Annotated in this window: 21 protein-coding genes and 1 riboswitch; of the genes, 8 read left to right on the top strand and 13 right to left on the bottom strand. The window is 68.4% G+C overall.

Annotation, left to right across the window (positions count from 1 at the left end):
* Position 1: 1 nt before the first annotated feature.
* Together PT015_RS04405 and moaA are read right to left on the bottom strand one after the other, a co-directional pair.
* The gene (locus tag PT015_RS04405; RefSeq protein WP_285189081.1) at positions 2 to 259 is read right to left on the bottom strand and encodes a MoaD/ThiS family protein; all 258 of its coding nucleotides are present in this window, start codon (positions 257 to 259) and stop codon (positions 2 to 4) included.
* A 2-nt stretch (positions 260 to 261) separates the two neighbouring features.
* Positions 262 to 1,383, bottom strand: coding sequence for a GTP 3',8-cyclase MoaA (gene moaA / locus PT015_RS04400; RefSeq protein WP_285189080.1), 1,122 nt, complete (start codon positions 1,381 to 1,383; stop codon positions 262 to 264).
* A gap of 23 nt (positions 1,384 to 1,406) precedes the next feature.
* Here moaA and PT015_RS04395 point away from each other — a divergent pair, with 23 nt between their 5' ends.
* The 5 genes from PT015_RS04395 (at position 1,407) to nirD (ending at position 9,510) form a co-directional block, all read left to right on the top strand.
* Positions 1,407 to 1,802 carry a KH domain-containing protein gene (locus PT015_RS04395; RefSeq protein WP_285189079.1) on the top strand — a complete coding sequence of 132 codons (396 nt, stop codon included), beginning with the start codon at positions 1,407 to 1,409 and terminating at the stop codon, positions 1,800 to 1,802.
* Positions 1,803 to 1,883: 81 nt separating this feature from the next.
* Positions 1,884 to 5,918 carry a bifunctional nitrate reductase/sulfite reductase flavoprotein subunit alpha gene (locus tag PT015_RS04390; protein ID WP_285189078.1) on the top strand — a complete coding sequence of 1,345 codons (4,035 nt, stop codon included), beginning with the start codon at positions 1,884 to 1,886 and terminating at the stop codon, positions 5,916 to 5,918.
* An 8-nt stretch (positions 5,919 to 5,926) separates the two neighbouring features.
* Positions 5,927 to 6,487 carry a molybdenum cofactor guanylyltransferase gene (gene mobA / locus PT015_RS04385; protein WP_285189077.1) on the top strand — a complete coding sequence of 187 codons (561 nt, stop codon included), beginning with the start codon at positions 5,927 to 5,929 and terminating at the stop codon, positions 6,485 to 6,487.
* 70 nt (positions 6,488 to 6,557) lie between these two features.
* Positions 6,558 to 9,104, top strand: coding sequence for a nitrite reductase large subunit NirB (gene nirB / locus PT015_RS04380; protein ID WP_285189074.1), 2,547 nt, complete (start codon positions 6,558 to 6,560; stop codon positions 9,102 to 9,104).
* 1 nt (position 9,105) lies between these two features.
* Positions 9,106 to 9,510, top strand: a complete 405-nt coding sequence (nirD, locus tag PT015_RS04375; protein WP_285189072.1) for a nitrite reductase small subunit NirD — start codon at positions 9,106 to 9,108, stop codon at positions 9,508 to 9,510.
* On the opposite strand, the gene PT015_RS04370 is transcribed toward nirD, so the two are convergent.
* A complete protein-coding gene (locus tag PT015_RS04370; protein ID WP_285189070.1) occupies positions 9,507 to 10,220 on the bottom strand; it encodes a sirohydrochlorin chelatase in 714 nt (237 codons plus the stop codon). The genes nirD and PT015_RS04370 overlap by 4 nt on opposite strands.
* A complete protein-coding gene (locus PT015_RS04365; protein WP_285189069.1) occupies positions 10,217 to 11,365 on the bottom strand; it encodes a uroporphyrinogen-III synthase in 1,149 nt (382 codons plus the stop codon). The genes PT015_RS04370 and PT015_RS04365 overlap by 4 nt, the downstream gene beginning before the upstream one ends.
* Positions 11,366 to 11,595: 230 nt before the next feature.
* On the opposite strand from PT015_RS04365, the gene PT015_RS04360 reads away from it, so the two are divergent.
* On the top strand, positions 11,596 to 12,354 hold the full coding sequence (locus PT015_RS04360) for a class I SAM-dependent methyltransferase (protein ID WP_285189067.1): 759 nt from the start codon (positions 11,596 to 11,598) through the stop codon (positions 12,352 to 12,354).
* Here PT015_RS04360 and PT015_RS04355 read toward each other — a convergent pair.
* On the bottom strand, positions 12,351 to 13,277 hold the full coding sequence (locus tag PT015_RS04355) for an RluA family pseudouridine synthase (RefSeq protein WP_285189066.1): 927 nt from the start codon (positions 13,275 to 13,277) through the stop codon (positions 12,351 to 12,353). The two genes, PT015_RS04360 and PT015_RS04355, sit on opposite strands and share 4 nt — an antisense overlap.
* Positions 13,274 to 13,930, bottom strand: a complete 657-nt coding sequence (gene lspA, locus PT015_RS04350) for a signal peptidase II (RefSeq protein WP_390887929.1) — start codon at positions 13,928 to 13,930, stop codon at positions 13,274 to 13,276. The genes PT015_RS04355 and lspA overlap by 4 nt, the downstream gene beginning before the upstream one ends.
* A 17-nt stretch (positions 13,931 to 13,947) precedes the next feature.
* On the opposite strand from lspA, the gene PT015_RS04345 reads away from it, so the two are divergent.
* Positions 13,948 to 14,859, top strand: coding sequence for an asparaginase (locus PT015_RS04345; RefSeq protein ID WP_285189062.1), 912 nt, complete (start codon positions 13,948 to 13,950; stop codon positions 14,857 to 14,859).
* Here PT015_RS04345 and PT015_RS04340 read toward each other — a convergent pair.
* The 4 genes from PT015_RS04340 to PT015_RS04325 form a co-directional block, all read right to left on the bottom strand.
* A complete protein-coding gene (locus tag PT015_RS04340) occupies positions 14,824 to 16,227 on the bottom strand; it encodes a DNA polymerase IV (RefSeq protein ID WP_449247846.1) in 1,404 nt (467 codons plus the stop codon). The two genes, PT015_RS04345 and PT015_RS04340, sit on opposite strands and share 36 nt — an antisense overlap.
* A 90-nt stretch (positions 16,228 to 16,317) precedes the next feature.
* On the bottom strand, positions 16,318 to 17,175 hold the full coding sequence (locus PT015_RS04335; protein ID WP_285189061.1) for a DUF559 domain-containing protein: 858 nt from the start codon (positions 17,173 to 17,175) through the stop codon (positions 16,318 to 16,320).
* Positions 17,176 to 17,309: 134 nt separating this feature from the next.
* The gene (gene ileS, locus PT015_RS04330) at positions 17,310 to 20,426 is read right to left on the bottom strand and encodes an isoleucine--tRNA ligase (RefSeq protein ID WP_285189059.1); all 3,117 of its coding nucleotides are present in this window, start codon (positions 20,424 to 20,426) and stop codon (positions 17,310 to 17,312) included.
* Positions 20,427 to 20,674: 248 nt separating this feature from the next.
* A complete protein-coding gene (locus tag PT015_RS04325) occupies positions 20,675 to 21,481 on the bottom strand; it encodes an acyl-CoA thioesterase (protein ID WP_285189057.1) in 807 nt (268 codons plus the stop codon).
* A 107-nt stretch (positions 21,482 to 21,588) separates the two neighbouring features.
* On the opposite strand from PT015_RS04325, the gene PT015_RS04320 reads away from it, so the two are divergent.
* Positions 21,589 to 22,359 (top strand): lipase family protein, encoded by a 771-nt coding sequence (locus PT015_RS04320; protein WP_285189056.1) that lies wholly within the window; start codon positions 21,589 to 21,591, stop codon positions 22,357 to 22,359.
* Between the two features lie 51 nt (positions 22,360 to 22,410).
* Here PT015_RS04320 and PT015_RS04315 read toward each other — a convergent pair whose 3' ends face one another.
* From PT015_RS04315 to PT015_RS04305, 3 genes are all read right to left on the bottom strand, one after another.
* Positions 22,411 to 22,644: an Rv1535 family protein gene (locus PT015_RS04315; RefSeq protein ID WP_285189055.1), complete on the bottom strand. Its 234-nt coding sequence runs from the start codon at positions 22,642 to 22,644 to the stop codon at positions 22,411 to 22,413.
* 269 nt (positions 22,645 to 22,913) lie between these two features.
* A riboswitch (M-box (ykoK) riboswitch) is annotated at positions 22,914 to 23,086 on the bottom strand.
* A 66-nt stretch (positions 23,087 to 23,152) separates the two neighbouring features.
* Positions 23,153 to 23,827 carry a TetR/AcrR family transcriptional regulator gene (locus PT015_RS04310; RefSeq protein ID WP_285189054.1) on the bottom strand — a complete coding sequence of 225 codons (675 nt, stop codon included), beginning with the start codon at positions 23,825 to 23,827 and terminating at the stop codon, positions 23,153 to 23,155.
* Entirely contained in the window at positions 23,827 to 24,948 is a 1,122-nt protein-coding gene (locus PT015_RS04305; protein WP_285189053.1) for an NAD(P)H-dependent flavin oxidoreductase, read from the bottom strand. The genes PT015_RS04310 and PT015_RS04305 overlap by 1 nt, the downstream gene beginning before the upstream one ends.
* Between the last annotated feature and the right edge of the window lie 416 nt (positions 24,949 to 25,364).

Raw genomic sequence — 25,364 nt, 5'->3', positions numbered from 1 at the left:
CTCAGCCGCCGGCGAACGGCGGCAGCACGTCGATCGTGACGCCCCGCCCAAGCGGTTGGGACCGGTCGCGGACCGCTATCCCGTCGCGCAGGAACGAACACCGCACCAGGACCCGGGCCAGATCGGGGTTACCGGCGCCGAGTCGATCGATCAGGTCGTCGACGGTCGTGCCGTCCTGCACGCTCACCTGCACGGACTCCGATCCGGCAGCGGCGTGCGCGGCGGCGAAATAACGCACGGTCAGCTCTACCGGGGGCACGGTCAGCCGCCGATCGCGCTCATCGGGCGGGCCGGCTGCACGAAGTCAGGGTCGTCAATGCCGTGTCCGGCGGGCTTGTCCCACATGGCTTTTCGCCACGCCGCCTCGACCGCTGCATCGTCGGCGCCGCCGCGGAGCAGGCGACGCAGGTCGGTCTCCTCGGTCGCGAACAGGCAGCTGCGCAGCTGCCCGTCGGCCGTGAGCCTGGTGCGGTTGCAAGTCGAGCAGAACGGGTGCGACACCGATGCGATCAGCCCGATCGTGCCGCGACATCCGGTCGCAGGATCGGTGACGCGCCACAGTTCGGCGGGCGCCGAATCACGCGGGGCCCGATCGGGTTCCAGTGCGAACGCGTGGCGCCGCAATTGGGTCAGCACCTGATCCGCGGTCACCGCGGCCTCGCGACGCCACTGTTGTTGGGCATCGAGCGGCATCTGTTCGATGATCCGCAGCTGATAGTGGTGCTCGAGACAGAAACGCACCAGCGCCACCGCGTCGTCGAGCCCGGTCTGCGGGTCCAGCACCGCGTTCACTTTCACCGGGCGCAGGCCGGCGGCGTGCGCGGCGGCCAGTCCGGCCAGCACGTCGTTCAGCCGGTCGCGCCGGGTGATCGCCGCGAAGCGCATGCCGTCCATGCTGTCCAGCGACACGTTCACCCGGTCGAGGCCGGCCCGCGCCAGGCTGTCGGCGCGAGTGCCCAGCAGCACCCCATTGGTGGTCACGGCGATTTCGGGGCGCGGTCGCAGAGCGGCCGTGGCCGCGATGACGTCGTCAATATGCTTGGCCAGCAACGGTTCTCCGCCGGTCAACCGCACTTTTGTGATACCCAGGCGGGTCACGCCGATTCCGATCAGGCGGACGATCTCGTCGGGCTGGAGCAACTCCTGAGCGGGCGACCATTGCAAGCCCTCCGCCGGCATGCAATACGTGCAGCGCAGATTGCAGCGGTCGGTCAGCGACACCCGGAGGTCGGTGGCCACACGGCCGAAGCGGTCGATCAGCGGACCGGTGGCCGGCACCTGGCCGGTCGCAGCCAGCCCGCTCGCAGCGGGACGCCGCACCAGCGGCACACCGAGCGTCGTGATCACGCCTGCCATTATCCATTCGCCCGTCGGGATCGGCATGGTGCGACGCCTAGGCTGGCCGGATGGGCGGCAAGACTGACAAGAAAGTCGACTTCGTGCGGCTGGCCGACGCGCTGACCGGCTTTCATGCCGCGTACCTCGTTACCGTCGACGACGACTACCGGGTGCACACCGTCGACGTCGAACCGGAGCTCCAGGGTCACGTGATCGACGTCGGAAGGGTCGGCGGCCGAACTCGACGCAACATCGAAAAGCGCAGCGCCGTAACGCTGTTGTGGCCACCGCGCGAGGCCGGCGATTACTCGCTGATCGTCGACGGCACCGCGAAGCTGTCCGACGTCAGCGACGCCGACACCGCCGCGCTGCGGGTCACACCGGCCCGCGCGTTGCTGCACCGCAAGGGCGACCCCGGGCCGGGTGGCTTTCGGCACGATTGCGTGGTGTTCTCACAGCCCTGAACTCGCCTTCGACAGGTCGAGTTGATCCGCCCGTAACCGCCGCGACGGGCCCGGAAACACGCCACCGCCACCATTGATGGCATGGCAACCTCTGCAAAGGTCGCCACAGTCTGCGGGTACTGCGGCGTGGGCTGCGGCCTGGATCTGCACGTCACCGACGGGGTGGCCACCAAGGCCACGGGCCGTGCCGATCACCCGGCCAACCACGGCCGACTGTGCACGAAGGGCAACACGACCGCGGACATGCTCCGCGCCGGCGGCCGCCTGACCACGGCGCTGGTCCGGCAGGAACGCGGGGCAGAGGCCGAACCGGCCCCCGTGACCGCCGCGATCGAGACTGTCGCCGATCGGCTGTCGGCGATCCGCGACCAGCACGGGCCCGACGCGATCGCGCTCTACGTGTCCGGGCAGATGACCATCGAGGCGCAGTATCTGGCCAACAAGCTGGCCAAGGGATATCTGCGCACGCAGTGGATCGAGTCCAATTCCCGACTGTGCATGGCCAGCGCCGGCACGGGCTACAAGCAGTCGCTGGGCGCCGACGGGCCGCCCGGCAGCTACGACGACCTGGACACCGCCGACCTGTTCGTGGTGATCGGCGCCAACATGGCGGACTGCCACCCGATCTTGTTCCTGCGCATGATGGACCGGGTCCGCGACGGCGCCAAGCTGGTCGTGATCGACCCGCGCCGCACTGCCACCGCGGCCAAGGCCGACGTTTACCTCCCGGTGCGACCGGGCACCGACCTGGCGCTGCTGAACGGCGTGCTGAGGCTGGTGCGCGACGCCGGCGGTGTCGACCACGGCTTCGTCGACGCCTACACCGAGGGTTGGGACGCGCTGGACGCCATGCTCGACGAATACCCCCCGGACACGGTCGCCGAGATCACCGGAATTCCGGAGGCCGACCTGCGGGCGGTCGCGGACATGATCTGCGCGACGAAGAACTGGGTGAGCCTGTGGACGATGGGTCTCAACCAATCCACCCACGGCACCTGGAACACCAACGCGCTGTGCAACTTACATCTGGCCACCGGTGCGATCTGCCGCACCGGCGCCGGCCCCTTCTCGCTGACCGGTCAGCCCAACGCGATGGGCGGCCGCGAGATGGGCTACATGGGTCCCGGTCTGCCCGGGCAGCGCTCGGCACTGGACGCCGCGGACCGGACGTTCGTGGAACAGCGCTGGGGCCTCGATGCCGGGACGATCCGCGCACAGGCCGGCGCCGGGACGGTCGACATGTACCGCCGGATGGCCGACGGGGAGATCAAGGCCGCCTGGATCATCTGCACCAATCCCGTTGCCTCGGTGTCGAATCGGGCCTCGGTGATCGCCGGTCTCGAGCGCGCCGAGCTGGTGGTGATGCAGGAGGCGTTCACCGGCGTCGAGACCGCCGCCTACGCCGACGTGGTGCTGCCCGCCGCACTGTGGGCGGAATCCGAAGGGGTGATGGTCAACAGCGAGCGCACGCTGACCCATTGCGGCGCGGCGATGAAGCCGCCGGGTGAGGCGCTGCCGGACTGGCAGCTGATCTGCCGGGTCGCCACCGCCATGGGTTATTCGGGCTTCGAATTCGATTCCGCCGCAGAGGTGTTCGCCGAACTCGCGAGCTTTCACAATCCCCGCACCGGATGGGACCTGCGCGGCATCGACTACGACCGGTTGCGCAGCAACCCGGTGCAATGGCCCGCCGCGCCCGGCGGCGCCGACCGCAACCCGATCCGCTACCGCAATGACGGGGTCAACCAGGACCTGCACACCGCCGACGACGGAACCGTTCCCGCGCTGGCTTTTCCCACGCCGAGCCGCCGTGCCCGGTTTCTGCCGCGTCCGCACCTGCCCGCCGCGGAGCTACCCGACGACGAGTTCCCGCTCGTGTTCACCACCGGCCGGTTGGCGCACCAATGGCACACGATGACCAAGACCGGGCGGGTCGCCAAGCTCAACAAACTCAACCCCGAGCCGTTCCTGCAAGTGCATCCCGACGACGCCGACCGCCTCGGGGTGCGCGACGGCGATCGGGTCGAGATCCGTTCCCGGCGGGGCCGAGCAGTTCTTCCCGCGGCGGTCGACGACGCGGTACGACCGGGCGTGTGCTTCGCGCCGATGCACTGGGCCGACGCGTTCGGCCCCGACGTCGCAATCAACGCCGTCACCAACGACGCCGTCGACGCCGACTCGCTGCAGCCCGAATTCAAGGTGTGCGCCGTCGCGCTGAGCGTCCTCGACACCCGTTCTGCACCAGAGGAATCCATGCCGCTGCAAGTTCAGCTACCGGCCGACGCCCTCGGCGGTGTCTTCGGATCGCTTCCCAGCGCGCCGACCCTTACCGTCGCCGAACAGCACTACCTGTCCGGCTTGCTGGCCGGAATCCGGGCGAACCCGCCCGTGGGTGCGATGCCCGCGTTACCCGCGACGACTCCACTCTCGCCGGAGAACCGGATGTGGGTCGACGGTGTCCTGGCCGGAATCTTCTGCCGCACAGAGCACACCGCGCCTGCTGCGCCACCAGAAGTAGCCGAAAGGCCGACGGCCACCGTGGTGTGGGCGTCGCAAACGGGCACCGCCGAGGAGTACGCCGGCACCTGCGCAGAGCACCTGAGCGGGGCCGGTGTCGCGACCCGGTTACTCGGGGCCGAGGAAGTATCCGTGGCCGATCTGGCCGGCACGGTGCTGTTCGTGGTGGCGACCACCGGCGACGGTGATCCGCCCGACAACGGCATCGCGCTGTGGGACGCCCTGGCCGCCGCCGAACCGGGCGACATCGACGGCCTCGAGTTCGCGGTGCTGGGCTTCGGCGACTCGTCATATGCCGACTTCTGCGGATTCGCCCGCAAACTCGACGCGCGCCTGGAACACCTGGGCGCCCGCCGCATCGCCGGCCGCGGATCGTGTGAGCCCGACTTCGATGCCACCGCGCGCAACTGGACCGACCACGTCGTCGCCGCGATCTCGGAGCAGCAACCCAAGACGCCGACCGTCGCGAAAGTATCAGCACAGCAGGCATATTCGCGAAATAACCCGCTACGCACCACGATCGCCGGCAATGTCGCGCTGTGCGCCGCCGGCTCGGACAAGGACGTCCGCGACATCGCGGTGCATCTTCCGGCGGACACCCTGCAGTACGGCGTGGGCGATGCACTCGGCGTCTGGCCGCACAACCGCGCCGACACCGTCGCCGAATTCCTCGACGTCGCCGGACTCGACGGCACCACCGAGATCAAACTTGGTGGCGAAACACTATCTGTCGCAGAGGGTTTCCGTCGCAGGCTCGATATCACCCGCATCACCCCCGACCTGGTGCGGTTTGTGCAGCGTCACAACCCGTCCGAAGACCTGCGGGCTGTCATCGACAACCCGGCCGGTTTCGCCGACTGGACCTGGGGCCGCCAACTCATCGACCTGCTGGCGAGCCATCCGGTCGCCGCCCACCTCGACGACTGGCTCCAGGTGCTACGGCCGATGACGCCCCGGCTGTACTCGATCTCGTCGAGCCCGCTCGAGGACCCCACCCAGGTACACGTGACGCCAGGCATCGTCCGCTACGCGTCGTCGAACGGCGGCTCCCGCCACGGCGTCTGCTCCGGCTACCTCGCAGGCCTGGACGCCGGTGCCGAGGTCGATGTCTTCATCCAGCCCACCAAGCACTTCCGGCCCCCGGCGGACGCAGACGCGCGGGCCATCATGATCGGTCCCGGCACCGGGATCGCACCGTTTCGCGGCTTCCTGCACGATCGCGCCGGTCGCGGGCACCGCGGCGACAACTGGCTGTTTTTCGGCGAGCGTCACGAGGCGACCGAGTTCTACTACCGCGAGGAGTTGGAGAGCTTCGCGCAAACCGGGCTGCTCACCCGGCTGGACACCGCGTTCTCCCGGGACGGAGATACCAAGCTCTATGTTCAGGACCGGATGCGTGAAAACGCCGCCGACCTGTGGAAATGGATCACCGACGGCGCATACGTCTACGTGTGCGGCGACGCGGCGCGGATGGCACGCGACGTCGACGGGGCCCTGCAGGGCATCATCGCTCAGGAGAGCGGCCGCAGCCCGAAGAGTGCCGAGGCCTACCTGTATGCGATGTCAGCCGAGAGGCGTTACGTGCGAGACGTGTATTGAGCACCCCGATGCGGGCCGTGATCCTGGCCGGTGGCGCGTCGACGCGCCTTGGCGCGGACAAGCCAGAGCAGCGGGTCGGCGACCGGCGCCTGCTCGACATCGCACTGGCCGCCGTCGCCGGAGCCGAGCAGGTCGTGGTCGTGGGGCCGCCGCGTGCCGTGCCGGCGGAAGTCGTTGTGGTGCGCGAAGATCCACCCGGCTCGGGTCCCGTGGCGGCGCTCGCCGCGGGCCACGCGGCGCTGCGGCCCGGCGCCGCCGACGTCGTAGTGCTTGCAGCCGACCTGCCATGGATCACCCCGGCCGCCGTCGCGGCATTGCGCGCCGCGCGCGGCGGCGCGCCGGTCGCCCTCGCCGTCGACGACACCGGCCAGCCCCAATACCTCACCGCCGTCTGGGATTCGGTCACGCTGGCGGCCGCCTTGGCTGCCAACCCCCCTCGAGTGAGGGACCTCATACCCGCCGGTGCCGCGCTCGCCGAGGTGGGCGACGTGACCGACATCGACACGCCTGACCAGCTAGCCTCGGCCCGGGCCCGGGCCGCCCTCACGCGCGACGATCGGACGCGGTGAGAAAGGCGTGACGACGCGGCAACTCAGCGCGACGCCGCGGCAATACGCACCTCCTAGCGTCGACCTCGACATGCTGGAGAGGAGCACATCAGTGCGTCAACGCACAGTGGCGGTAGTCGGACACGGAATGGTGGGCCACCGATTCGTCGAGGCCTTGCGGGCCCGGGACACCGACGGCGCCTGGCGCATCGTGGTCTTCGGCGACGAGGCCGACGCCGCCTACGACCGGGTCGGATTGTCGTCGTACGTCGGCCCGTGGGACCGCTCTCTGCTTGCCTTGAGCGGCAACGACTACTCCGGTGACGATCTGGTCGAGGTGCGCCTGGGCGCAGCGGTGACCGCAATCGACCGCGACGCGCGACGGCTGAGCACGGCTGACGGGTCCGAGATGGCCTACGACGCACTGGTGTTGGCGACCGGGTCGTATCCGTTCGTCCCGCCGGTGCCGGGTCACGACGCCGCGGGCTGCCACGTCTACCGGACGCTGGACGACCTGGATGCCATTCGCGCGGACGCCGAGGAGGCGCTGGCCCGCGATCCGGACGCGGTTGGCGTGGTGGTCGGTGGTGGGCTGCTCGGTTTGGAGGCCGCCAACGCGCTGCGGCTGCTCGGAATGCGCCCGCACGTTGTCGAATTCGCGCCGCGGCTGATGCCGCTGCAGGTCGACCAGGCCGGCGGTGAGCACCTCCTGCGGTCGGTGCGCGAACTGGGCATCGGCGTCACGGTCGGGGCGGGCACCTCGGCGATCGAGCCGACCAGATCCGGTGGTCTGCGGGTGACGCTGAGCAACGACGAGGTGATCGACGCGGCCTTGCTGGTGTTCTCGGCCGGCGTGCGCCCGCGCGACGAGCTGGCCCGGGCCGCCGGACTCGACCTCGGCGAGCGCGGCGGTGTGCACTGCGACCTGACCTGTGCGACAGCCGATCCGGCGATCTACGCGATCGGGGAGGTCGCGGCGGTCGAGGGCCGGTGCTACGGCCTGGTCGGGCCCGGCTACGCGGGAGCCGAGGTGGTCGCCGACCGGCTGCTCGGCGGCGACGCCGAATTCCCCGGCGCCGATCTGTCGACCAAACTCAAGCTGCTCGGGGTCGACGTCGCCAGCTTCGGCGACGCGCTGGCCACCACCCCGGGCGCGCTGGAAGTGGTGGTGTCCGACCCGATCGGAGGCAGCTACGCCAAGCTCGTGCTCTCCGATGACGCGCAGACCCTGCTGGGCGGCGTGCTGGTTGGCGACGCGTCCAGCTACGGGGTGCTGCGGCCGCTGGTCGGCTCACCGCTGCCCGGCGATCCGGTATCGCTGATCGCGCCGGCCGGCAGCGGCGACGGCCCGGCGATCGGCGTCGGCGCGCTGCCCGACGAGGCACAGATCTGCTCGTGCAACAACGTCACCAAGGCGGGCCTGTGCTCGGCGATAGCCGAGGGCGCCTGTACGGTAGCCGACCTCAAGGGCTGCACTACCGCGGGGACGTCCTGCGGATCGTGCGTGCCGCTGTTGTCGCAACTGCTCGCCGCCGAGGGTGTCGCGGTCTCGAAGGCGTTGTGCGAGCACTTCTCTCAGTCACGCACCGAGTTGTTCGAGATCATCCAGGCCAGTGGAGTGCGGACCTTCTCGGGGCTCGTCGAGCGGTATGGCACCGGAACGGGTTGCGATATCTGTAAACCCGCGGTCGCGTCGATCCTGGCATCCACCAGCTCCGAGCACATCCTCGACGGCGAGCAGGCCTCGCTGCAGGACACCAACGACCACTTCCTGGCCAACCTGCAGCGCAACGGCACCTACTCGGTGGTGCCGCGGGTGCCCGGCGGCGACATCACGCCGGAGCAGCTGATTCTGATCGGGGAGATCGCCCGCGACTTCGGGCTGTACACCAAAATCACCGGCGGACAACGCATCGACATGTTCGGTGCCACCGTCGACCAGCTGCCGCAGATCTGGCTGCGCCTCGTCGAAGGCGGCATGGAATCCGGTCATGCATACGGAAAATCACTGCGCACCGTCAAGAGTTGCGTCGGCACCGACTGGTGCCGATACGGGCAGCAGGACTCCGTACAGATGGCCATCGACCTCGAGCTGCGCTACCGCGGTCTACGCGCTCCCCACAAGATCAAGATGGGCGTATCGGGCTGCGCGCGTGAGTGTGCCGAGGCTCGGGGCAAAGACGTCGGCGTGATCGCCACCGAGTCCGGTTGGAACCTCTATGTCGCCGGCAACGGCGGCATGACGCCCAAACACGCTCAGCTGCTCGCGTCCGACCTGGACGACGCGACGCTGGTGCGCTACATCGATCGCTTCCTGATGTACTACATCCGCACCGCGAGCCGCTTGCAGCGCACCGCGCCATGGCTCGACGAACTCGACGGCGGGCTCGACCATCTCAAAGAGGTCATCATCGACGACTCCCTCGGCCTCGCAGCCGATTTCGAGGACGCGATGGATCGCCACGTCGACGGCTACCGATGCGAATGGAAAGCCGTTCTCGACGACCCCGAGAAACTCGGCCGCTTCGTCTCGTTCGTCAACGCGCCCGGCGCACCCGACCCGACCGTCGAGTTCACCGAGAAGAACGGGCGCAAAGTGCCCGTCCTGATCGGCACACCAACCGTGAGGACCCGCTGACATGGCGACATCTTTCGATCTCGGCCGCTGGCGCGAAGACTGGACCGCGGCCTGCGCTGTCGCGCGTCTGCAACCGATGCGTGGCGTCGCGGTGCTGCTGCCCGATGGCGCGCAGGTCGCGCTTTTCCTGTTGGCAGACAACAGCATCCGAGCGGTCGGAAACATCGACCCGATTGGGCGGGCGGCTGTGCTGTCACGTGGCATCGTCGGCGACCGTGCCGGAGTGCCAGTGATCCAATCACCGTTGAAAAAGCAGGCTTTCAGCCTGCTTGACGGTCGCTGCCTAGACGCCGACGGTGTCTCGATTCCGGTGTACGCCACCCGGGTCGGCGTCGACGGGACGGTGTGGGTGGCCAACTCCCCCGAGATCCGCTTCGGCTACCGCCGCGCCGGTTTGTCGGCCTAAGCCGGCGCGAACTCCGGCGCGTCCATCAACCCGGCCTCTCGCCGGCGACGGCACGCCAGCCGGATCACCGCGGGATGCAGACCCAGCGGCTCGGCCACTACATCGGCGCCGGCGGTGTGCAGCCGACCCTGAAACAGCCCGTCGGCCAACAGATATGAGGCCACTGCAACCCGACGAGCGCCGAATCGGCGCACCCGCGCGACGACCTCCGGCACCGACGGATAGCCGGAGCCGTCGCGGCACGGCGCCGCGAACGCGATCGACACCCGTCGCCCCACCAGGGCGGACAATGCCGCGGCGGTGTGCCGCAACTCCCCCTGCCCTCGCGGGTCCCGGGTACCGGCGGCCACCAGCACCACGTGATCGTCGCGGCGCCAACCCGATTCGAGCAACCGGCACAGCATGGCGCGGGCCAACTCCGGCGATGGACCCAGCGGGCGGGCGATGGTTACGTGTCGATGCCCCGACTCCGCGACATAGCGTGGCACGTCGACACGTACGTGCACGCCGCTGGACAACAACGCGGGCACGACCACGGTCGGTGCGTCGGCCAGCGTGCTCAGCACCTCGGCCGGGGTAGGCCCGAGCACGTCGACGAACGCGACTCGCACCGGCTCGTCCAGCACCTCGGTGACGGCTTCGGCCAGATCGCCGATCATCCTGACGCCGTGTGGGTTTCGCGTTCCGTGCGCAACCAGCAGGGTGGTCATCGAGGGACCGTCGCGTCGTCGGGCATGAAGTCCACCGCTAGCCGGTAACCGCGTTTGACGGCGGTGGCAATCAACTCCTTGGCGCCGATCGCCGACCGCAGCCGCGCGACCGCTGCCTCCACCACGTGCGGGTCGTCGCCGCCGAGCGCTTCCAGCATCACGTCGCGCGACACCACCGCGCCGGGCGAGGCGGCCAGCATCTTCAGCAGCACAAGCGAATTGGGCGACAGGTCGCGCACGACACCATCGACCACGGCACACGTCGCACGCACACCCAGGGTGTGCCCGGCGACCGAGAGGTCCGGTTGGCGGCGGGGCAGCTCGTCGGAGACGGCGCGGGCCAACGCCCCCAGTCGCATCCGTTCGGGTTGCACCGAGGGCACCTTGGCATTGCTTAGCGGACGGGCCGTCACCGGTCCCACGCAGAATGCGGTCACGGTGGTGCTCATCGCGCGTCGCACCGCTTCAGTGAGGCGCAGCTCGTCGGCACGCATCAGGAACGACGCCGCCGCGGGGGCCGAGGTGAAGGTGATGGCGTCCACGCCGCCGAGCGCGACCTTGTCGATCAGGGCGTCCAACGGGCCGAGATCCTCGGGCGGTTCCCATCGGTACACCGGCACCCCGACCACGGTGGCGCCGCGCTCGACGAGGGTCTCGACGAAGCCCGGCACGGGATCCCAGTCGTCGGTGGCCCCGTGCAACTGAACCGCGACGCGTTTGCCCTGGAGATCGTCGACGGTCAGATGGGCGAGCACCTCTTCGGACGATTCCGAGACCGGCGACCACTCTTCGCGCAGGCCCGCGGCCCGCAGGGCGCCGGTGGCCTTGGGCCCGCGCGAGATCACCCGGGCCTTGCCCAGCGAGGCCAACAGCGGCTCGGCCACTCCCCAGCCCTCGGCGGCCTCCACCCAGCCGCGGAACCCGATGCCGGTGGTGGCGATGAGGATGTCGGGCGGAGCGTCGATCACGTCCTCGGTGGCGGCGCGGAGCCGGACGTCGTCGGCGAGCGGGACCATGCTCATCGCGGCGCCCGCAACGACATCCGCACCACGACGCCGCAGCATCGTGGTGAACTCGTCCACCCGTCGTGACGCGGTGATGGCCACCGTGAATCCCGTCAACGACGCCGCCTCCGGCTCCGTCATGCCCGCGCTGTGTCCGATCTGTCCGCCATGAGTCCTGCCCGTTCGCCATGTCCTCTGAAGAACGTATGAGCACGATGTTGCTCTTCCGATGCCCGCCGTGTCGCCGTGATGAATTCGTCCTCACATCCTGGTGACGAGCACTGTGAGCTCAGGAAAAGGGTCGCCGACGGCCGGGATAGTTGCAAATCGCGCTGGTGTTCGATTGCTCACCGGCGGTAGACAATGCAGTGATGGGTCGCACATTCGACGAGTTGGTGTCCGAAGCTGCGGCGGCGCCGATCGACGGCTGGGATTTCTCCTGGCTCGATGGTCGCGCCACCGAGGAGCGACCATCGTGGGGGTACCAGCGGCTGATGAGCCGGCGACTGGCGGTGGCGTCCGCCGCCCTCGACATCGACACCGGTGGCGGCGAGGTGTTGTCCGAGGCGCCGACGTTCCCGCCGACGACGGTGGCCACCGAGTCGTGGCCGCCGAATGCGGCTCTGGCGACGAAACTGCTGCATCCCCGGGGCGTGGTCGTGGTGGCGACCCGCGACGAGCCGTCGCTGCCGTTCGCCGACGCCGCGTTCGACCTGGTGACCAGCCGGCACGCGACCAAGATTCGGTGGACGGAGATCGCCCGCGTATTGCGTCCCGGCGGCAGCTACCTCGCCCAGCAGATCGGGCCCGCGACGATGGCCGAGCTCTTCGAATACTTCCTCGGGCCGCAGCCCGCCAAATGGGCTGAGCTGCAACCCGATAACCAGAGATCCCGGGCACGGGAGGCAGGTCTGGAGGTCATGCAGATGCGGATGGAGCGGTTACGCGCCGAGTTCTTCGACGTCGGCGCGGTGATCTACTTCCTGCGCAAGGTGATCTGGACCGTGCCGGACTTCACCGTCGACCGCTACCGCGAACGACTACACGCGATGCACGACCAGATCGAGGAGAACGGCCCGTTCGTCGCGCATGCCACGAGGATCCTGGCCGAGGCCCGCAAACCGTACTAGTGATCGGCGCGCAGCACATCCAGCGCGTGTTGCAGGTCCGCCGGGTAGGGGCTGACGAACTCGACCTGCCGGCCGTCGCCGGGATGTACGAACGACAGCGACCGCGCGTGCAGCCATTGCCGTTCCAGCCCAAGCTTTTCCGCGAGTTTCGGGTTGGCGCCGTAGGTCAGGTCGCCACAGCAGGGATGGTGCAATGCGGCGAAGTGCACCCGAATCTGATGGGTGCGGCCGGTTTCCAGGTGCACGTCGAGCAAACTGGCCGCGACGAACGCTTCGACGGTGTCGTAGTGCGTCAGGCTGGGCCGGCCATCGGAGGTGACGGCGAATTTCCAGTCGTGACCGCGGTGACGGCCGATCGGCGCATCGATGGTGCCGCTGGACGGGTCCGGATGTCCTTGCACCAGAGCGTGATACCGCTTGTCGACGGTCCGCTGCTTGAACGCGCGCTTGAGCAGCGTATAAGCCCGCTCGGAGATCGCGACGACCATAACCCCGGACGTCCCGACGTCCAGCCGGTGCACGATGCCCTGCCGCTCGTGCACCCCTGACGTGGTGATCCGGTAGCCGGCCGCGGCCAGCCCGCCCAGCACCGTCGGCCCGGTCCACCCCACCGACGCGTGCGCGGCCACCCCGGCCGGCTTGTCGACCACGACGATGTCGTCGTCGGAGTACAGGATGTCCATGCCCTCGATGTCGACGGGCGCGTTCTCGACCGGCGCCGGCGGCTCGGGCAGTCGGACCTGCAGCCACGCCCCCGCGGTCAGCCGGTCCGATTTGCCGGCCGGCGCCCCGTCGAGCTCGACTCCGCCGTCCTCGGCCATCGCGGCGGCGGCGGTGCGCGACACGCCCAGCAGTCGGGCGACCCCGGCGTCGACGCGCATGCCCGCCAGGCCCTCGGGCACCGGCATCGACCGATCGGTCATCGAGGCTCGTCGGCGTCCTTGGCGGGCTCCTCGGCCGTGTCGGCGGGCCGACGCCCGACGGTGTCGAAGTCGAATCCCAGCGCCGACAGCGTGACCAGCAGGATCGCCCCTCCGACCACCGACGGATCGGCGACGTTGAACACCGGCCACCAGCCGATCGAGAGGAAGTCCACGACGTGGCCGCGCAGCGGACCCGGAGACCGGCAGAACCGGTCGACGAGGTTGCCCATCGCGCCGCCCAGGATCATCCCCAGGCCGACTGCCCACCACGTCGACACCAGGCGCCGGCCCATCCAGACGATCCCGACCACGACCGCGCTGGCGATCAACGTCAGCATCCACGTGTAGCCGGTCGCCATGGAAAAGGCCGCCCCGGAATTGCGGACCAGCGTCCAAGTCACGGTGTCGCCGATGATCGGCACCGGCTGGCCCGGGGTCAGCAGCTTGACTGCCAGCACTTTCGTGACGATGTCCAGCGCCAACACGATGGCAGCCACCGACAGCAGCAGCGGCTGTCGTCGCCGGGGCGGGGCATCAGTCACTGAGGCCGTGTCGGTCTCAGTCGCCGGGTCCGCCGATCCGGTCGGTTGGTCAGTCACGCCACCATCATCCACTAGCGCCGCGGCCGGCCTTGACCCGCCGCGCCTGCGCATGCGGGATGATCTCTGCCATGAGCCGCGTGACCGTCATCGCCACCGGCGGAACCATCGCCAGCAGCGCCGCGGCCGACGGCGTGCAGCGGCCCACCCGGGGCGGCGCAGACCTCGCCGTCGGCCTGGACGTGGACGTCGTCGACGTGCTGGCCAAGGACAGCTCGCAGCTGACGCCCGCCGACTGGGACGCCATCGGAGACGCCGCGCGCGCCGCCGCCGGGGCGGGTGCCCAGGGCGTGGTCGTGACGCACGGCACCGACACCCTCGAGGAGACGGCGCTGTGGCTCGACCTCACCTACGACGGCGCCGCCCCGCTGGTGATCACCGGAGCGATGCGTGGTGCCGACGCACCCGACGCGGACGGTCCGGGAAACCTGCGTGACGCGGTGGCGGTGGCCCTGGCGCCCGTCACCCGCGACGTCGGCGTGCTGGTCTCGTTCGCCGGGCAGATCCTGCGGCCCATCGGGCTGCACAAGGTGGCGCGCGGCACTGGCTTCGCGGGCGCGGTCCTCGGCACCGGAGTCACGTTGTCGCAGCGCAAGACTCGGCCGTTCCTCGGCGTGCTGGCGGCGGCCGGCGCGCCGCGGGTCGACATCGTGGCGACGTACGCCGGCGGCGACGCCGTTGCGATGGATGCATTGGTGGCCGCCGGGGCGCGCGGCATCGTGATCGAGGCGCTGGGTTCGGGTAACGCCGCTGACGCGGTGGTCGAGGGGGTGCGGCGGCACTGCCGGACCGGGATCACGGTCGCGGTGTCCACCCGAGTCGTCGGTGGCCGGGTCAGCCCGGGCTATGGGCCCGGTCGCGCACTGGTGGACGCGGGCGCAGTCATGGTGCCGGAGTTGCCGCCGAGCCAGGCCCGGGTGCTGACGATGGCGGCGTTGGCGGCGGGCCTACCCCTGTGCGACGTCGTCGACCGCCTGCTCTGAGGCCGCGTCGGCGATGGCCTGGAGGTAGTCCGGCCAGTCCAGGCTGTCGATCGGGTTCGCCCGGGTGATGTCGTCGGTGTCGGACGAGAACGTGCGGGCGGGGCCCGGGCCGGTGCCGCGGGTCTCGAATCGGACGGTGACGACGCCGTGCCCGGCGCCCTGCACCCAGCCGTGGCCCCATTCGCGGTGGGTGACGTCGTCGCCGATCCGCCAACCCGCGGCCTCCGGCGCTGGGGGCGCAATGGGCTCATGCTCCGCCGCAGCCTGGTCGCCGCTCGCCTCGGTCTCCGGCACGGCCAGGTCGAGGTCCGGGAACAGCGAGTCCTGCCGGACGCTGCTCAGGCCCGAAAAGCCAACGCCCAGAAGCCTAATGGGCCCGATCTGGCGCGGGTCGAGCAGTAGCCGCCGGGCCAGCGCCGCGAGCGCCGCGGGATCGGTGGTGGCGTAGGGCAGCGTCGCCGAGCGGGTCAGCGTACTCATGTCCGACTTCTTCAGCTTGACGGTCACGGTCCGGGCGCCACGACCGTCGCGGAGCAACCGTTCGTGCGCATGTTCGGCAATCGGCACGATCGCGTCGTGTAGCTCCTCGAGCGTGGTCAGGTCGACGGGAAAGGTCGATTCGGCGCTGATCTGTTTGGCCACGGCGCGTTCGGCGACCGGGCGATCGTCGATACCGCGGGCCAGCCGGTGCAGGGCGGGCCCTATCGTCGCGCCGAGAATATTGGCGACTTCGGCCTCGCTGAGCGCGGCCAGCTGTCCGATGGTGTCGATGCCGAGGCGATGCAGCTTCTCCTCGGCCACCGGGCCGATGCCCCACAGCTTGCGCACCGCGAGACCGTCCAGCAGCCGCGACTCGTCGGCCCGCCGGATCACCTCGATGCCGTCGGGTTTGGCGAGTCCGGAGGCGATCTTGGCGACCTGCTTGCCCGACCCGGCCCCGACCGAGGCGATCAACCCGGTCTCGTCGCGAACTCGTTGCCGCAGCGTCGCACAGAACCCCTCGACATCGGCCTCGGTCGCGCCGGCCAACTCCACCGGCTCCCCGAACGCCTCGTCGAACGACAGCTGCTCGACGACCGGCATCATGGCCCGTACGGTCTGGAAGACGCGGCGGCTGGCGATGCCGTACACCGCGCCACGCGGCGGCAACACCACCGCGGTCACGCCGATCAGCCGGCGCGCCTGATGCATCGGCATCGCCGAGCGCGCCCCGAACACCCGCGATTCGTAGCTGGCGCCGGCCACCACCCCGCGGCCGCCCAAGCCGCCGACCAGCACGGGACGGCCCCGCAGGGTGGGCCGGGTGAGCTGCTCGACGGACGCGAAGAACGCGTCCATGTCGAGGTGCAGCACCCACCGGGAATCCACGGGCCCTAGCCTCTCAAATCCCGAGCCGCGAGAGTGCAACTACCGACGGCCTCACTCGACAAACGTGTCGGCAGTTGCACTTTCGCGGCATCAGACCGCGAGGCCGCGCTCGCGCAGGGCCGCACGGACCCGGGAGACGACGACGTCCGGCCGGTACCGGAGCAGGTCGGCGCTCACCCGGATGAGGATCCAGCCCCTGCTCTGCAACTCCGCGGATCGGTCGATGTCGCTGGAGCGCACCCAGGGGTCGGTCCAGTGCTGCGCGCCGTCGTACTCGATGCCGACCTTCCATTCGCTCCAGCCCATGTCGATGCGGGCCAGTACCCGGCCCCAGTCGTCGAATACCTCTATCTGAGTCTGCGGTCGGGGCAGGCCGGCTTCCATCACGAGCAACCTCGTCCGCGTCTCTTGCGGCGATTCGGCGCCGTCGTCCATCAGCGCCAGCACCCGTCGCAACTGCTTGAGGCCGCGAGATCCCCGGTGTGCCGCAATGAGTGGTTCGACCTCCGCGGCCGTCACACCCGTGGCGCGGGCCAAGCCATCGACACGAATGACCGCGGTCTTCTGACCAGGGCGGCGGCCTAGATCGAAGGCGGTACGGGCCGGCGACGTGACCGGAATCCCGTTCAGGCACACCGTCTCACCGGTCAGCAGCGTCTCGTTGCGCGCCACGATGAGCGGCGGTGGGCGTTTGCGGCTCGTCACCAGTTCGGCCGGCAGGCGCGCGTCGACCCATTTGGCGCCGAGCAACGCGGCGGCCGAATTACCCGCAACGACGGCCTTTTTCCCCGACCACAGCCATGCCGCGAGCGCTCGATCCTGCGCGCTCAATTCCGCTCCGCGGCGTTGATACACATTCCGGTAGATGCGGGTACACGATCGCCGCAGTTGGCGCTCGGTAAGTCTGCCCGCGCACACAGCATCCGTTCCGACGAACGGTGAATCCATGGCCGCCCCGCTCCGCGAGAGTGCAACTACCGACGGCCTCACTCGACAAATGCGTCGGCAGTTGCACTTTCGTGGTCAGATCGTAGGCAGCACGGCTGGCACGCCGTCACCGCTGTCCACAGCCGCCGCGACGGTCAGGCCTTGGCGAGCGACACCCGCACGCCGTCACCGATCTCCGCAGCACCGTCGCCCGGTTCGCCGAAATCGAAGCCGGTGGCCAGGATTTCACCGGCGATCAGGTCGCGGTGCGCGGCGGCCCAGTCGGCCCGGGTGGCGGGCACCGACATCACCACGACGATCCGATCGGACACCTCCAGGCCCGCCGACTTGCGCAGCTCCTGCAATTCGCGGATGCGGTCCTTGGCCCAGCCCTCGGCCTCGAGTTCCGGCGTCAGCGTCGCGTCCAGCACCACCAGCCCGGCACCGCCGGGCAACGGCGCGGTGTATTCGGGATCGGCGGCGACCAGTCTCGAGCTGTACTCCGCGGGCCGCAGCACGGCCGGGCCGGCGGTCAGCGTGCCGTCGGGGTTGACGACGCCCTCGCCCGCCTTGACCGCCTTGATCGCGGCCTGCACGTCCTTGCCCAGCCGCGGGCCGGCGACCTTGGCGTTGACGGTCAGCTCGAATCGACCGTGACCGGCGATGTCGTCGGTCAGCTCGACCGCCTTGACGTTCAGCTCGTCGGCGATCAGGTCGGTGAACGGCGCCAATCGTTCCGGACTCTCCACCGCCACAGTGAGTTTCGGCAGCGGCAGGCGGACCCGCAGCTTCTTGGCCTTGCGGAGCGACGAGGCCACCGAGCACACCTCGCGCACCTGGTCCATCGCCTCGACCAGTGCGGCGTCGGCGGGCACCAGGTCGGCGGCGGGCCAGTCGGACAGGTGCACCGAGCGCTCACCGGTGATGCCGCGCCAGACGATCTCGGTGGTCATCGGCAGCAGCGGCGCCGCCAACCGCGCCGTCACCTCCAGCGCCGTGTGCAGCGTGCCGATCGCGTCGGGGTCTTCCTCCCAGAACCGCGAACGTGACCGTCGCACATACCAATTGGTCAGGGCCTCGGTGAACTGCCGTAGCTGCTCGCAGGCTCCGGAGATGTCACACCCGTCCAGTGACTCCGTCAAGTCGTCGCGCAACTCGGCAAGCTTGGCCAGGATGTAGCGGTCCAGGACGTTCTTCGAATCAGTGCGCCAGGTACCGACTTTCGGCGCATACAGCGCCAGGAAGCTGTAGGCATTCCAGAACGGCAGCAGCACCTGACGCACGCCGTCGCGGATACCCTGCTCGGTGACGATCAGGTTGCCGCCGCGCAGGATCGGCGAGGCCATCAGGAACCACCGCATGGCGTCGGAGCCGTCGCGGTCGAAGACCTCGCTGACGTCGGGATAATTGCGCAGCGACTTGCTCATTTTCTGGCCGTCGCTGCCCAGCACGATCCCGTGCGCCACACAGGTTTTGAACGCCGGACGGTCGAACAGCGCGGTGGCGAGTACGTGCAGGGTGTAGAACCAGCCGCGGGTCTGCCCGATGTACTCGACGATGAAGTCACCGGGATAGTGCGTGTCGAACCAGTCATCGTTCTCGAACGGGTAGTGCACCTGCGCGTATGGCATCGAGCCCGAGTCGAACCACACGTCGAACACATCCGGGATGCGACGCATGGTCGAGGTGCCCGTCGGATCGTCGGGGTTGGGCCGAGTCAACTCGTCGATGTAGGGCCGGTGCAGGTTGTCCGGCCGGGTGCCGAAGTCACGCTCCAACTCGTCGAGGCTGCCGTAGACGTCGATCCGCGGATAGGCCGGATCGTCGGAGACCCACACCGGAATCGGGGTGCCCCAGTAACGATTTCGCGAGATCGACCAGTCGCGCGCACCCTGTAGCCACTTGCCGAACTGACCATCCTTGACGTGCTCGGGGTACCAGGTGATCTGCTGGTTGAGCTCGACCATCCGGTCGCGGAAGTCGGTGACCTTGATGAACCACGACGACACCGCCCGGTAGATCAACGGGTTACGGCAGCGCCAGCAGTGCGGGTAGGGGTGGTCGTAGGTCTCCTGACGGATCAGCACCGCACCGTTGGCGGCGGCCGGCCCGGTGCGGTTCTTCAGGTCGCGAATGATCTGCGGGTTGGCGTCGAAGACGTGCTGCCCCTGGTAATCCGGGACGGTCGCGTCGAATCGGCCCTTGGCGTCGACGGGTGTCACCGGCACGATGCCGACCGCATCGGCGGTGGCCTTGTCGTCCTCACCGTAGGCCGGTGCCAGGTGGACGATTCCGGTGCCGTCGTCGGTCGTGACGAAGTCGGCGCTCAGCACCTGAAAAGCGTTGGGCGAGTCCATGAAGTATGCGAACGGCGGCCGGTACCGCGTGCCGACCAGGTCGGCGCCCCGATAGGTGCCCAGCACCTCGGGCTCTTCGCCGAATTCCCTTGCGTACGAGGCCAGTCGGGCCTCGGCGAGCACCACGCGATGCTCCCCCGCCCGCACCTGGACGTAGGTGACGTCGGGGTTGACGGCCACCGCCTGGTTCGACGGCAGGGTCCACGGCGTGGTCGTCCACACCAGCAGGTGCGCCCCCGCCAACTCGCCGTCGGTGACGGTGAATCCGACCGTGAGTGCCGGGTCCTGGCGGTTTTGATAGACGTCGTCGTCCATCCGCAACTCGTGATTGGACAGCGGGGTTTCGTCGCGCCAGCAGTACGGCAGCACCCGGTAACCCTCGTAGGCCAGGCCCTTGTCCCACAGCTGCTTGAACGCCCAGATCACCGATTCCATGTAGGGCAGGTCGAGCGTCTTGTAGTCGTTGTCGAAGTCGACCCAGCGCGCCTGTCTGGTGATGTAGGCCCGCCACTCGTCGGTGTAGCGCAGCACCGACTCACGACAGGCGTCGTTGAACGCGGCGATGCCCATCGCATCGATCTGGGACTTGTCGGTGATGCCGAGCTGTCGCTCGACCTCCAGTTCGGCGGGCAGACCGTGGGTGTCCCAGCCGAACCGGCGCTCGACCTTGTAACCCCGCATGGTGCGGTAGCGCGGAACGATGTCCTTGACGTAGCCGGTGAGCAGATGGCCGTAGTGCGGGAGTCCGTTGGCGAACGGCGGGCCGTCGTAGAAGACGTATTCAGGTGCGTCCGCACGATTCTCGATGCTGGCGCGGAAGGTGTCGTCACCGGCCCAGTAGTCGAGGACCTCGAGTTCCAGCGCCGGCAGGTCGGGTGCCCCGCCGGCCGGCTTGGGATAGGTTTTCTCGGTCACCGCGCGTCGTCTCCATGTGCCGTCGTCAGGCACGGGGACGACGACGTGCTCGGTGCACTGGCGCCGCGGTACCACCCCGCTTGCCACACCAGGGTGTGGCCGCTCATTGCCGGCTGTGACGGGCCTACCCGTTCGGTTCTACTGGACCGGCGGCACTGCAGGTGCCGGCTGTTCTTCCGAAGGCTCCCCGGTGATGGCCGGATCGACGCCGCTGGTCGATTCTACGATTCGGTGCAAGTTGACTGCACCTAGCCCTTGAAGTAGACGATCTGGTACGTCGTGGCCAGCAACTGGCCGTCCCGGCTCCACAACTGGGCGTTCTGGTCGAAGAACCCGCGATCGAACCGGTCCGCTCGCGCGGTGGCCAAGATGTAGTCCCCGCCGAGCGCATCGAGGTGGCGGCTGTCGGCGTGAAAGTACGTGGTCATCGAGATCGTGCCGGCCGGAATCACGCCCCGCCGCAGGTACACCCGCGGGAAGAAGATGTCCGACATCGCGGTCAGAGCGGGAAAGTCGACCCGACGCTCCTTCGCATCGCGCACCCACAGCGTGGTCGTCGACGAGGACCCGGTCTGCACGGCGCCACCGGAGAATGATCCCTCGGCAAAACGCATGTCGTACATGCCAATCCACACCGGCAGGTTGTCACGGCTGCTGCGGGATATCTCCTCCGGAAGTGGGGCCACTGGCGGCACCGCCTCAGTGTCCGACCAGGTCTCGCGGCGGACGCCGAAGATCGCAGTCGCGGTGGTAACGACTTGACCGTCCTGGCTGAGTTCGACGATCCAATGCTGATTCGTCCGATTGGTGCGCGCGGCCCGACGCGAGATCTCGAATTCGCCGTCCGCGATCGGCGCAGCGAAATTCACGGTGAGCGCGACGGGCTCACCGAGGCGATCGGGATGCGATTCGATGGCATGCAGCAGGACCGCCGCGGTGACGCCCCCGAACGGACCCACCATGTTCGCCCACTCCGGTCGAGTCCTGCCTCGCACGACATCGGTGCTCACCGTGTCGAGTTCAATCGCGCGATCCAGCGCGTGCGGTTCGGGCATCGATGTCACGTCTCCTGAGTTCGACTCTGCTACAGCAGGGTTCGCGCGCCAGCCTACATCTGGCTCAACAAGCCTCAAGACAGGCCCGTGCTCGCTAGACTCCGGCCGTGGCGTTCGATCCGGTGTTTGCTCGCGACGTGGCACTCCCGCTGGCACAGGCCGCGTACACCGTGATGGACGGACATCCCGCGACCATGCCGCCCGGGTTCAGCCAGACCAGCCTGATCCAGGCCGACGGTGTTGTTCTGGCGTCGATGACCACGCCGCACCCCGCCGTGGTCGCGATGATGAAGGACACCGGCATCTTCGGGCTGATGGGTCGTAACACCGCCAGCCGCACCGCTTTCTTGTCCTTCCGTGGCACCGCCGACGTCGCCGAGTGGGTGGCCGACATCGACGCCATCCCCGGCGATTACCGCTCGATCCCCGAGTTCGGGCAGGTGCATTCGGGCTTTCAGGATGTGTACGAGCTTGTCCGAGCCGACATCGCCGCCAATCTGCCCGCCGCGATCGCGGGCTGCGACCAGATCCTGGTCACCGGGCACAGCCTCGGCGCCGCGCTTGCCGTCATCGCCGCACCCGATATCGCCCGCGCGATGCCGCCGAACACGATCGAGCCCCGGTTGATCACCTTCGCCGGCCCGAAGGTCGGGTTGAGTGACTTCGCCGCGCAGTTCAACGCGCTCATCGAGGGGTGCTTCCGCGTGGTGAACTCCCTCGACGTCGTGCCGTTCCTACCGCCGACGCCGCCGACGGCTTATGTCCATGTGGGAGCCCAGATCTCGATCAACAGCGGCGGGCAGATCCAGCTCGGCTGGCGGCACAGCCTCGCCGCGTACCAACAGGGGTTGACGGGATTCATCGCGGCGCAGCGATAAAGCAAAACCCCCGGCGCCCAATCGGTGGATGCCGGGGGTTTCACACGCTCGTCAAGCGCTGACGTCGATGACGCCGGCGCGCCACAGTGCGGCGTACAGCTGGCGAAGCGGAACGCAGAGCAGCCGCGCGGCGCCGTTGACCAGCGGGTCATCGCCCACCAACGGGGCGCTGGGACGCTTGGCGGTCTTCGGCTTCGACTGGGCCGCGGGCGCCGTGTCGGGCACGACCGTCAGCCGGGGGCCGGAAATCGGCACTACTACGTCGTCGTACAGAGCAGCGGTCATGATCGCCTCCTACACAGAAATCAAACGGGCACAACGGGATTCGATGTCCGTCCGATATGGCGGCGAGCAGGCGACAGGCGATGGGAGCGAAGGGCTCAGTTCACTGCAGTGCGCCGCAGGCCGGATCGGGACGAAACGGGGTCCGGATATCGACTCGGACTAGAACTGGAACTCACGTGTCCCTCACCTCCTCGCGGTCGCAGCGGGTGCGGGAAAACCGCACATTTCGCGTGCAAGCGGGAGGGCAGAATCCGGACGTCGCCGGAAGATCCGCACCCCACTCGTCAGAGTTTCGGCACTACACGCCGTATCCGGAAGGTTCCGGAAGCCACTTGGGCTCAACCCTTAAGCCGGGAGGAGCTGTCCTGACCCTGGGGCGTCTCTCGACGTTCGGGGTCAGTGGCCTGTATCCGTGTAGACGCCTCACCTAACGAGGTGCTTACCCCGACGACTATGCCCGAACATCGCGCCCAGGTCAATTCGCCACGCCGAGCCCATTGACCAGCCGTTATGGATCCGTGACCGGGCCCGTCGCCGCCAGTACCTCATCCCTGGGCCGAAGCCCGTTTAGAGCGAAGGAGACCACGATGTCCGCCACGTCGCTGGCGGTCACGCCGTCATCGGTGGTCAGCCGACGGTGCGCGATCTGACCGATCAGCGCCGCGAGGCTGAACGCGAGCATCCTGGGCGGTGCGCTGATCACCGTCCCGCGCTCTTGCGCGACGATCATGTTCTTCTCGATGTCGTCGATGAAGCGCTCGTAGATGCTGCCGAGGTGCTTCTCGAACTCGTCGCCCAGCGCCGAGGCGTCGCGCAGCAGCAGCTTGGTGACCGCCTTGTCGGCTTCGAAATACTCGAGCACGGCCTGCACGGTGATGCGCAGCGGCTCCCAGTTGCGGTCGGGACGGCCGCCGGCCGCGGCCAGTGACGCGGCAATATGCGCGCGCAGCGCCTCCCCTTCGGCGGCCATCAGCGCATGGAAAAGCTCGTCCTTGGAGTCGAAGTACCAGTAGACCGACCCATAGGCGAGCCCGGCCTCCTTGGCGATGTGCGAGATCGTCGTCGCGTGAAAACCATTGCGCGCGAACACCTTCTTGGCCGCATCCATGATTTCGTTACGCCGCTTCGACTTGTCTTCCTTGCTGACCGCACGCCGTCTGCGGGTGCCTCCACCCTCACTCACTATCCGACTACCCCCTCGAGACGCTCTACCGCGTCAATGAATTCGGACACCATGTCCAGCACGACAGCCTTGGCGGGCCGAACCTTGTTCATCGAGCCGACGACCTGCCCGACGAAATACGTCGCCAACTCGCGTGCGTGCGAATCGGGTTGAGCCGCAGCCTCATTGATGCGCAACTGCGATTGGCCTATCAGCACAGTCTGCAGCGGCATGTCGAGCGGATCGGGACTGTCGGGACGGTCCCACTCGTCGGTCCATGCGCTGCGCAACATCCGCGCCGGCTTGCCGGTCAGCGACCGCGACCGCACCGTGTCCGACGACGTAGCCGCGAGGAACTTGTCCTTGACCGTCGGCGGCGTCTCGGCCTCTTCGGTGGTCAACCACACCGACCCGCACCACACGCCCTCGGCGCCGAGGGCCAGTGCGGCGGCGATCTGCCGGCCTCGGCCGATGCCGCCCGCCGCCAGGACCGGAACCGGGGCGACCGCGTCCACCACGTCGGGAACCAGCACCATCGTCGATACTTCGCCGGTGTGTCCGCCCGCCTCGGTCCCCTGCGCCACGATCAGATCGACACCGGACTCGGCGTGCCGCTGCGCGTGCCTCGTGCTGCCCGCCAGCGAGACGGCCAGCACGTCAGCGTCGTGTGCCCGGGTCACCAGGTCGGCCGGCGCCGGACCCAAGGCACTGGCGATCAGCCGAATGCGGTGGGCGAACACGACGTCGAGCAGCGGCCCGTAGCCTTTCGGCGAGACGTTGAGCTGACCGGCAGGATTCGGCTTGTCGTCACTGAAAGCTGTGATGCCGTAACGGATTAGCAATTCGTCGACGAAGGCCCGGTGTTCGTCCGGTAGCAGGGCACGGATCTGGGCGGCGTCGATTCCGCCGCGGTCGTGCCCGACGTACTTGGGCGGGAGCAACAGATCCACTCCGTAAGGCTTGCCACCGGTTTCCCGCTCGATCCAGGACAGTTCGCTGTCCAGGCGTTCAGGAGTGTGCGCGACGGCGCCCAGGACACCCAGTCCGCCGGCGTTCGTGACGGCGGCCACCACGTCGCGACAGTGGCTGAAGGCGCAGATCGGGAACTCCGAGCCGAGCATTTCGGCCACTCTTGTTCGCATCGCAATGACGCTACGAATTACTGATTCGCGTGTCAATATCGCAGCGGAAATTACTGATTGATATGTCAATCACGCGTCCGAATTATTAACTGATTGACATGTCAATCACATTGCACGCACGGCCCGATCGGAGACGCGCTCGAGGGCCTCTACAACAGGTGCTAGACGAAAGCAATCACTGCCACTCGGCGTGGCGTCGAGGTAACCGGTAGGTGCCGGCTACTGAAATCGGCCTGAGAGTCGATTAAGACGCCGTTAAATCCCCGTCATCGGTGTTGACGAGGGTCTCGCGCTAGATCACGATAAGGTAACGATCAGCACCACAGACGCCGGAACTGGATGCGTGTCGAATAGCGTTGCGGTACCAAGAGCCTTCCTGACGTGCAAGAAAGCCGCGTTACGACGGCCCTGACCGA

The organism is Candidatus Mycobacterium wuenschmannii (genome assembly GCF_030252325.1).
GTDB lineage: Bacteria > Actinomycetota > Actinomycetes > Mycobacteriales > Mycobacteriaceae > Mycobacterium > Mycobacterium wuenschmannii.
The sequence above is the reverse complement of the archived record's forward strand: the minus strand, read 5'-3'. Positions and strand labels throughout refer to the sequence as shown.

Coding starts and splice junctions, on each gene's coding strand:
- moaA (WP_285189080.1), bottom strand. CDS start 1,383: ATGCCGATCCCGACGGGCGAATGGATAATGGCAGGCGTGATCACGACG.
- PT015_RS04395 (WP_285189079.1), top strand. CDS start 1,407: ATGGGCGGCAAGACTGACAAGAAAGTCGACTTCGTGCGGCTGGCCGAC.
- PT015_RS04390 (WP_285189078.1), top strand. CDS start 1,884: ATGGCAACCTCTGCAAAGGTCGCCACAGTCTGCGGGTACTGCGGCGTG.
- mobA (WP_285189077.1), top strand. CDS start 5,927: ATGCGGGCCGTGATCCTGGCCGGTGGCGCGTCGACGCGCCTTGGCGCG.
- nirB (WP_285189074.1), top strand. CDS start 6,558: ATGCTGGAGAGGAGCACATCAGTGCGTCAACGCACAGTGGCGGTAGTC.
- nirD (WP_285189072.1), top strand. CDS start 9,106: ATGGCGACATCTTTCGATCTCGGCCGCTGGCGCGAAGACTGGACCGCG.
- PT015_RS04370 (WP_285189070.1), bottom strand. CDS start 10,220: ATGACCACCCTGCTGGTTGCGCACGGAACGCGAAACCCACACGGCGTC.
- PT015_RS04365 (WP_285189069.1), bottom strand. CDS start 11,365: ATGACGGAGCCGGAGGCGGCGTCGTTGACGGGATTCACGGTGGCCATC.
- PT015_RS04360 (WP_285189067.1), top strand. CDS start 11,596: ATGGGTCGCACATTCGACGAGTTGGTGTCCGAAGCTGCGGCGGCGCCG.
- PT015_RS04355 (WP_285189066.1), bottom strand. CDS start 13,277: ATGACCGATCGGTCGATGCCGGTGCCCGAGGGCCTGGCGGGCATGCGC.
- lspA (WP_390887929.1), bottom strand. CDS start 13,930: ATGCGCAGGCGCGGCGGGTCAAGGCCGGCCGCGGCGCTAGTGGATGAT.
- PT015_RS04345 (WP_285189062.1), top strand. CDS start 13,948: ATGAGCCGCGTGACCGTCATCGCCACCGGCGGAACCATCGCCAGCAGC.
- PT015_RS04335 (WP_285189061.1), bottom strand. CDS start 17,175: ATGGATTCACCGTTCGTCGGAACGGATGCTGTGTGCGCGGGCAGACTT.
- PT015_RS04325 (WP_285189057.1), bottom strand. CDS start 21,481: ATGCCCGAACCGCACGCGCTGGATCGCGCGATTGAACTCGACACGGTG.
- PT015_RS04315 (WP_285189055.1), bottom strand. CDS start 22,644: ATGACCGCTGCTCTGTACGACGACGTAGTAGTGCCGATTTCCGGCCCC.
- PT015_RS04305 (WP_285189053.1), bottom strand. CDS start 24,948: ATGCGAACAAGAGTGGCCGAAATGCTCGGCTCGGAGTTCCCGATCTGC.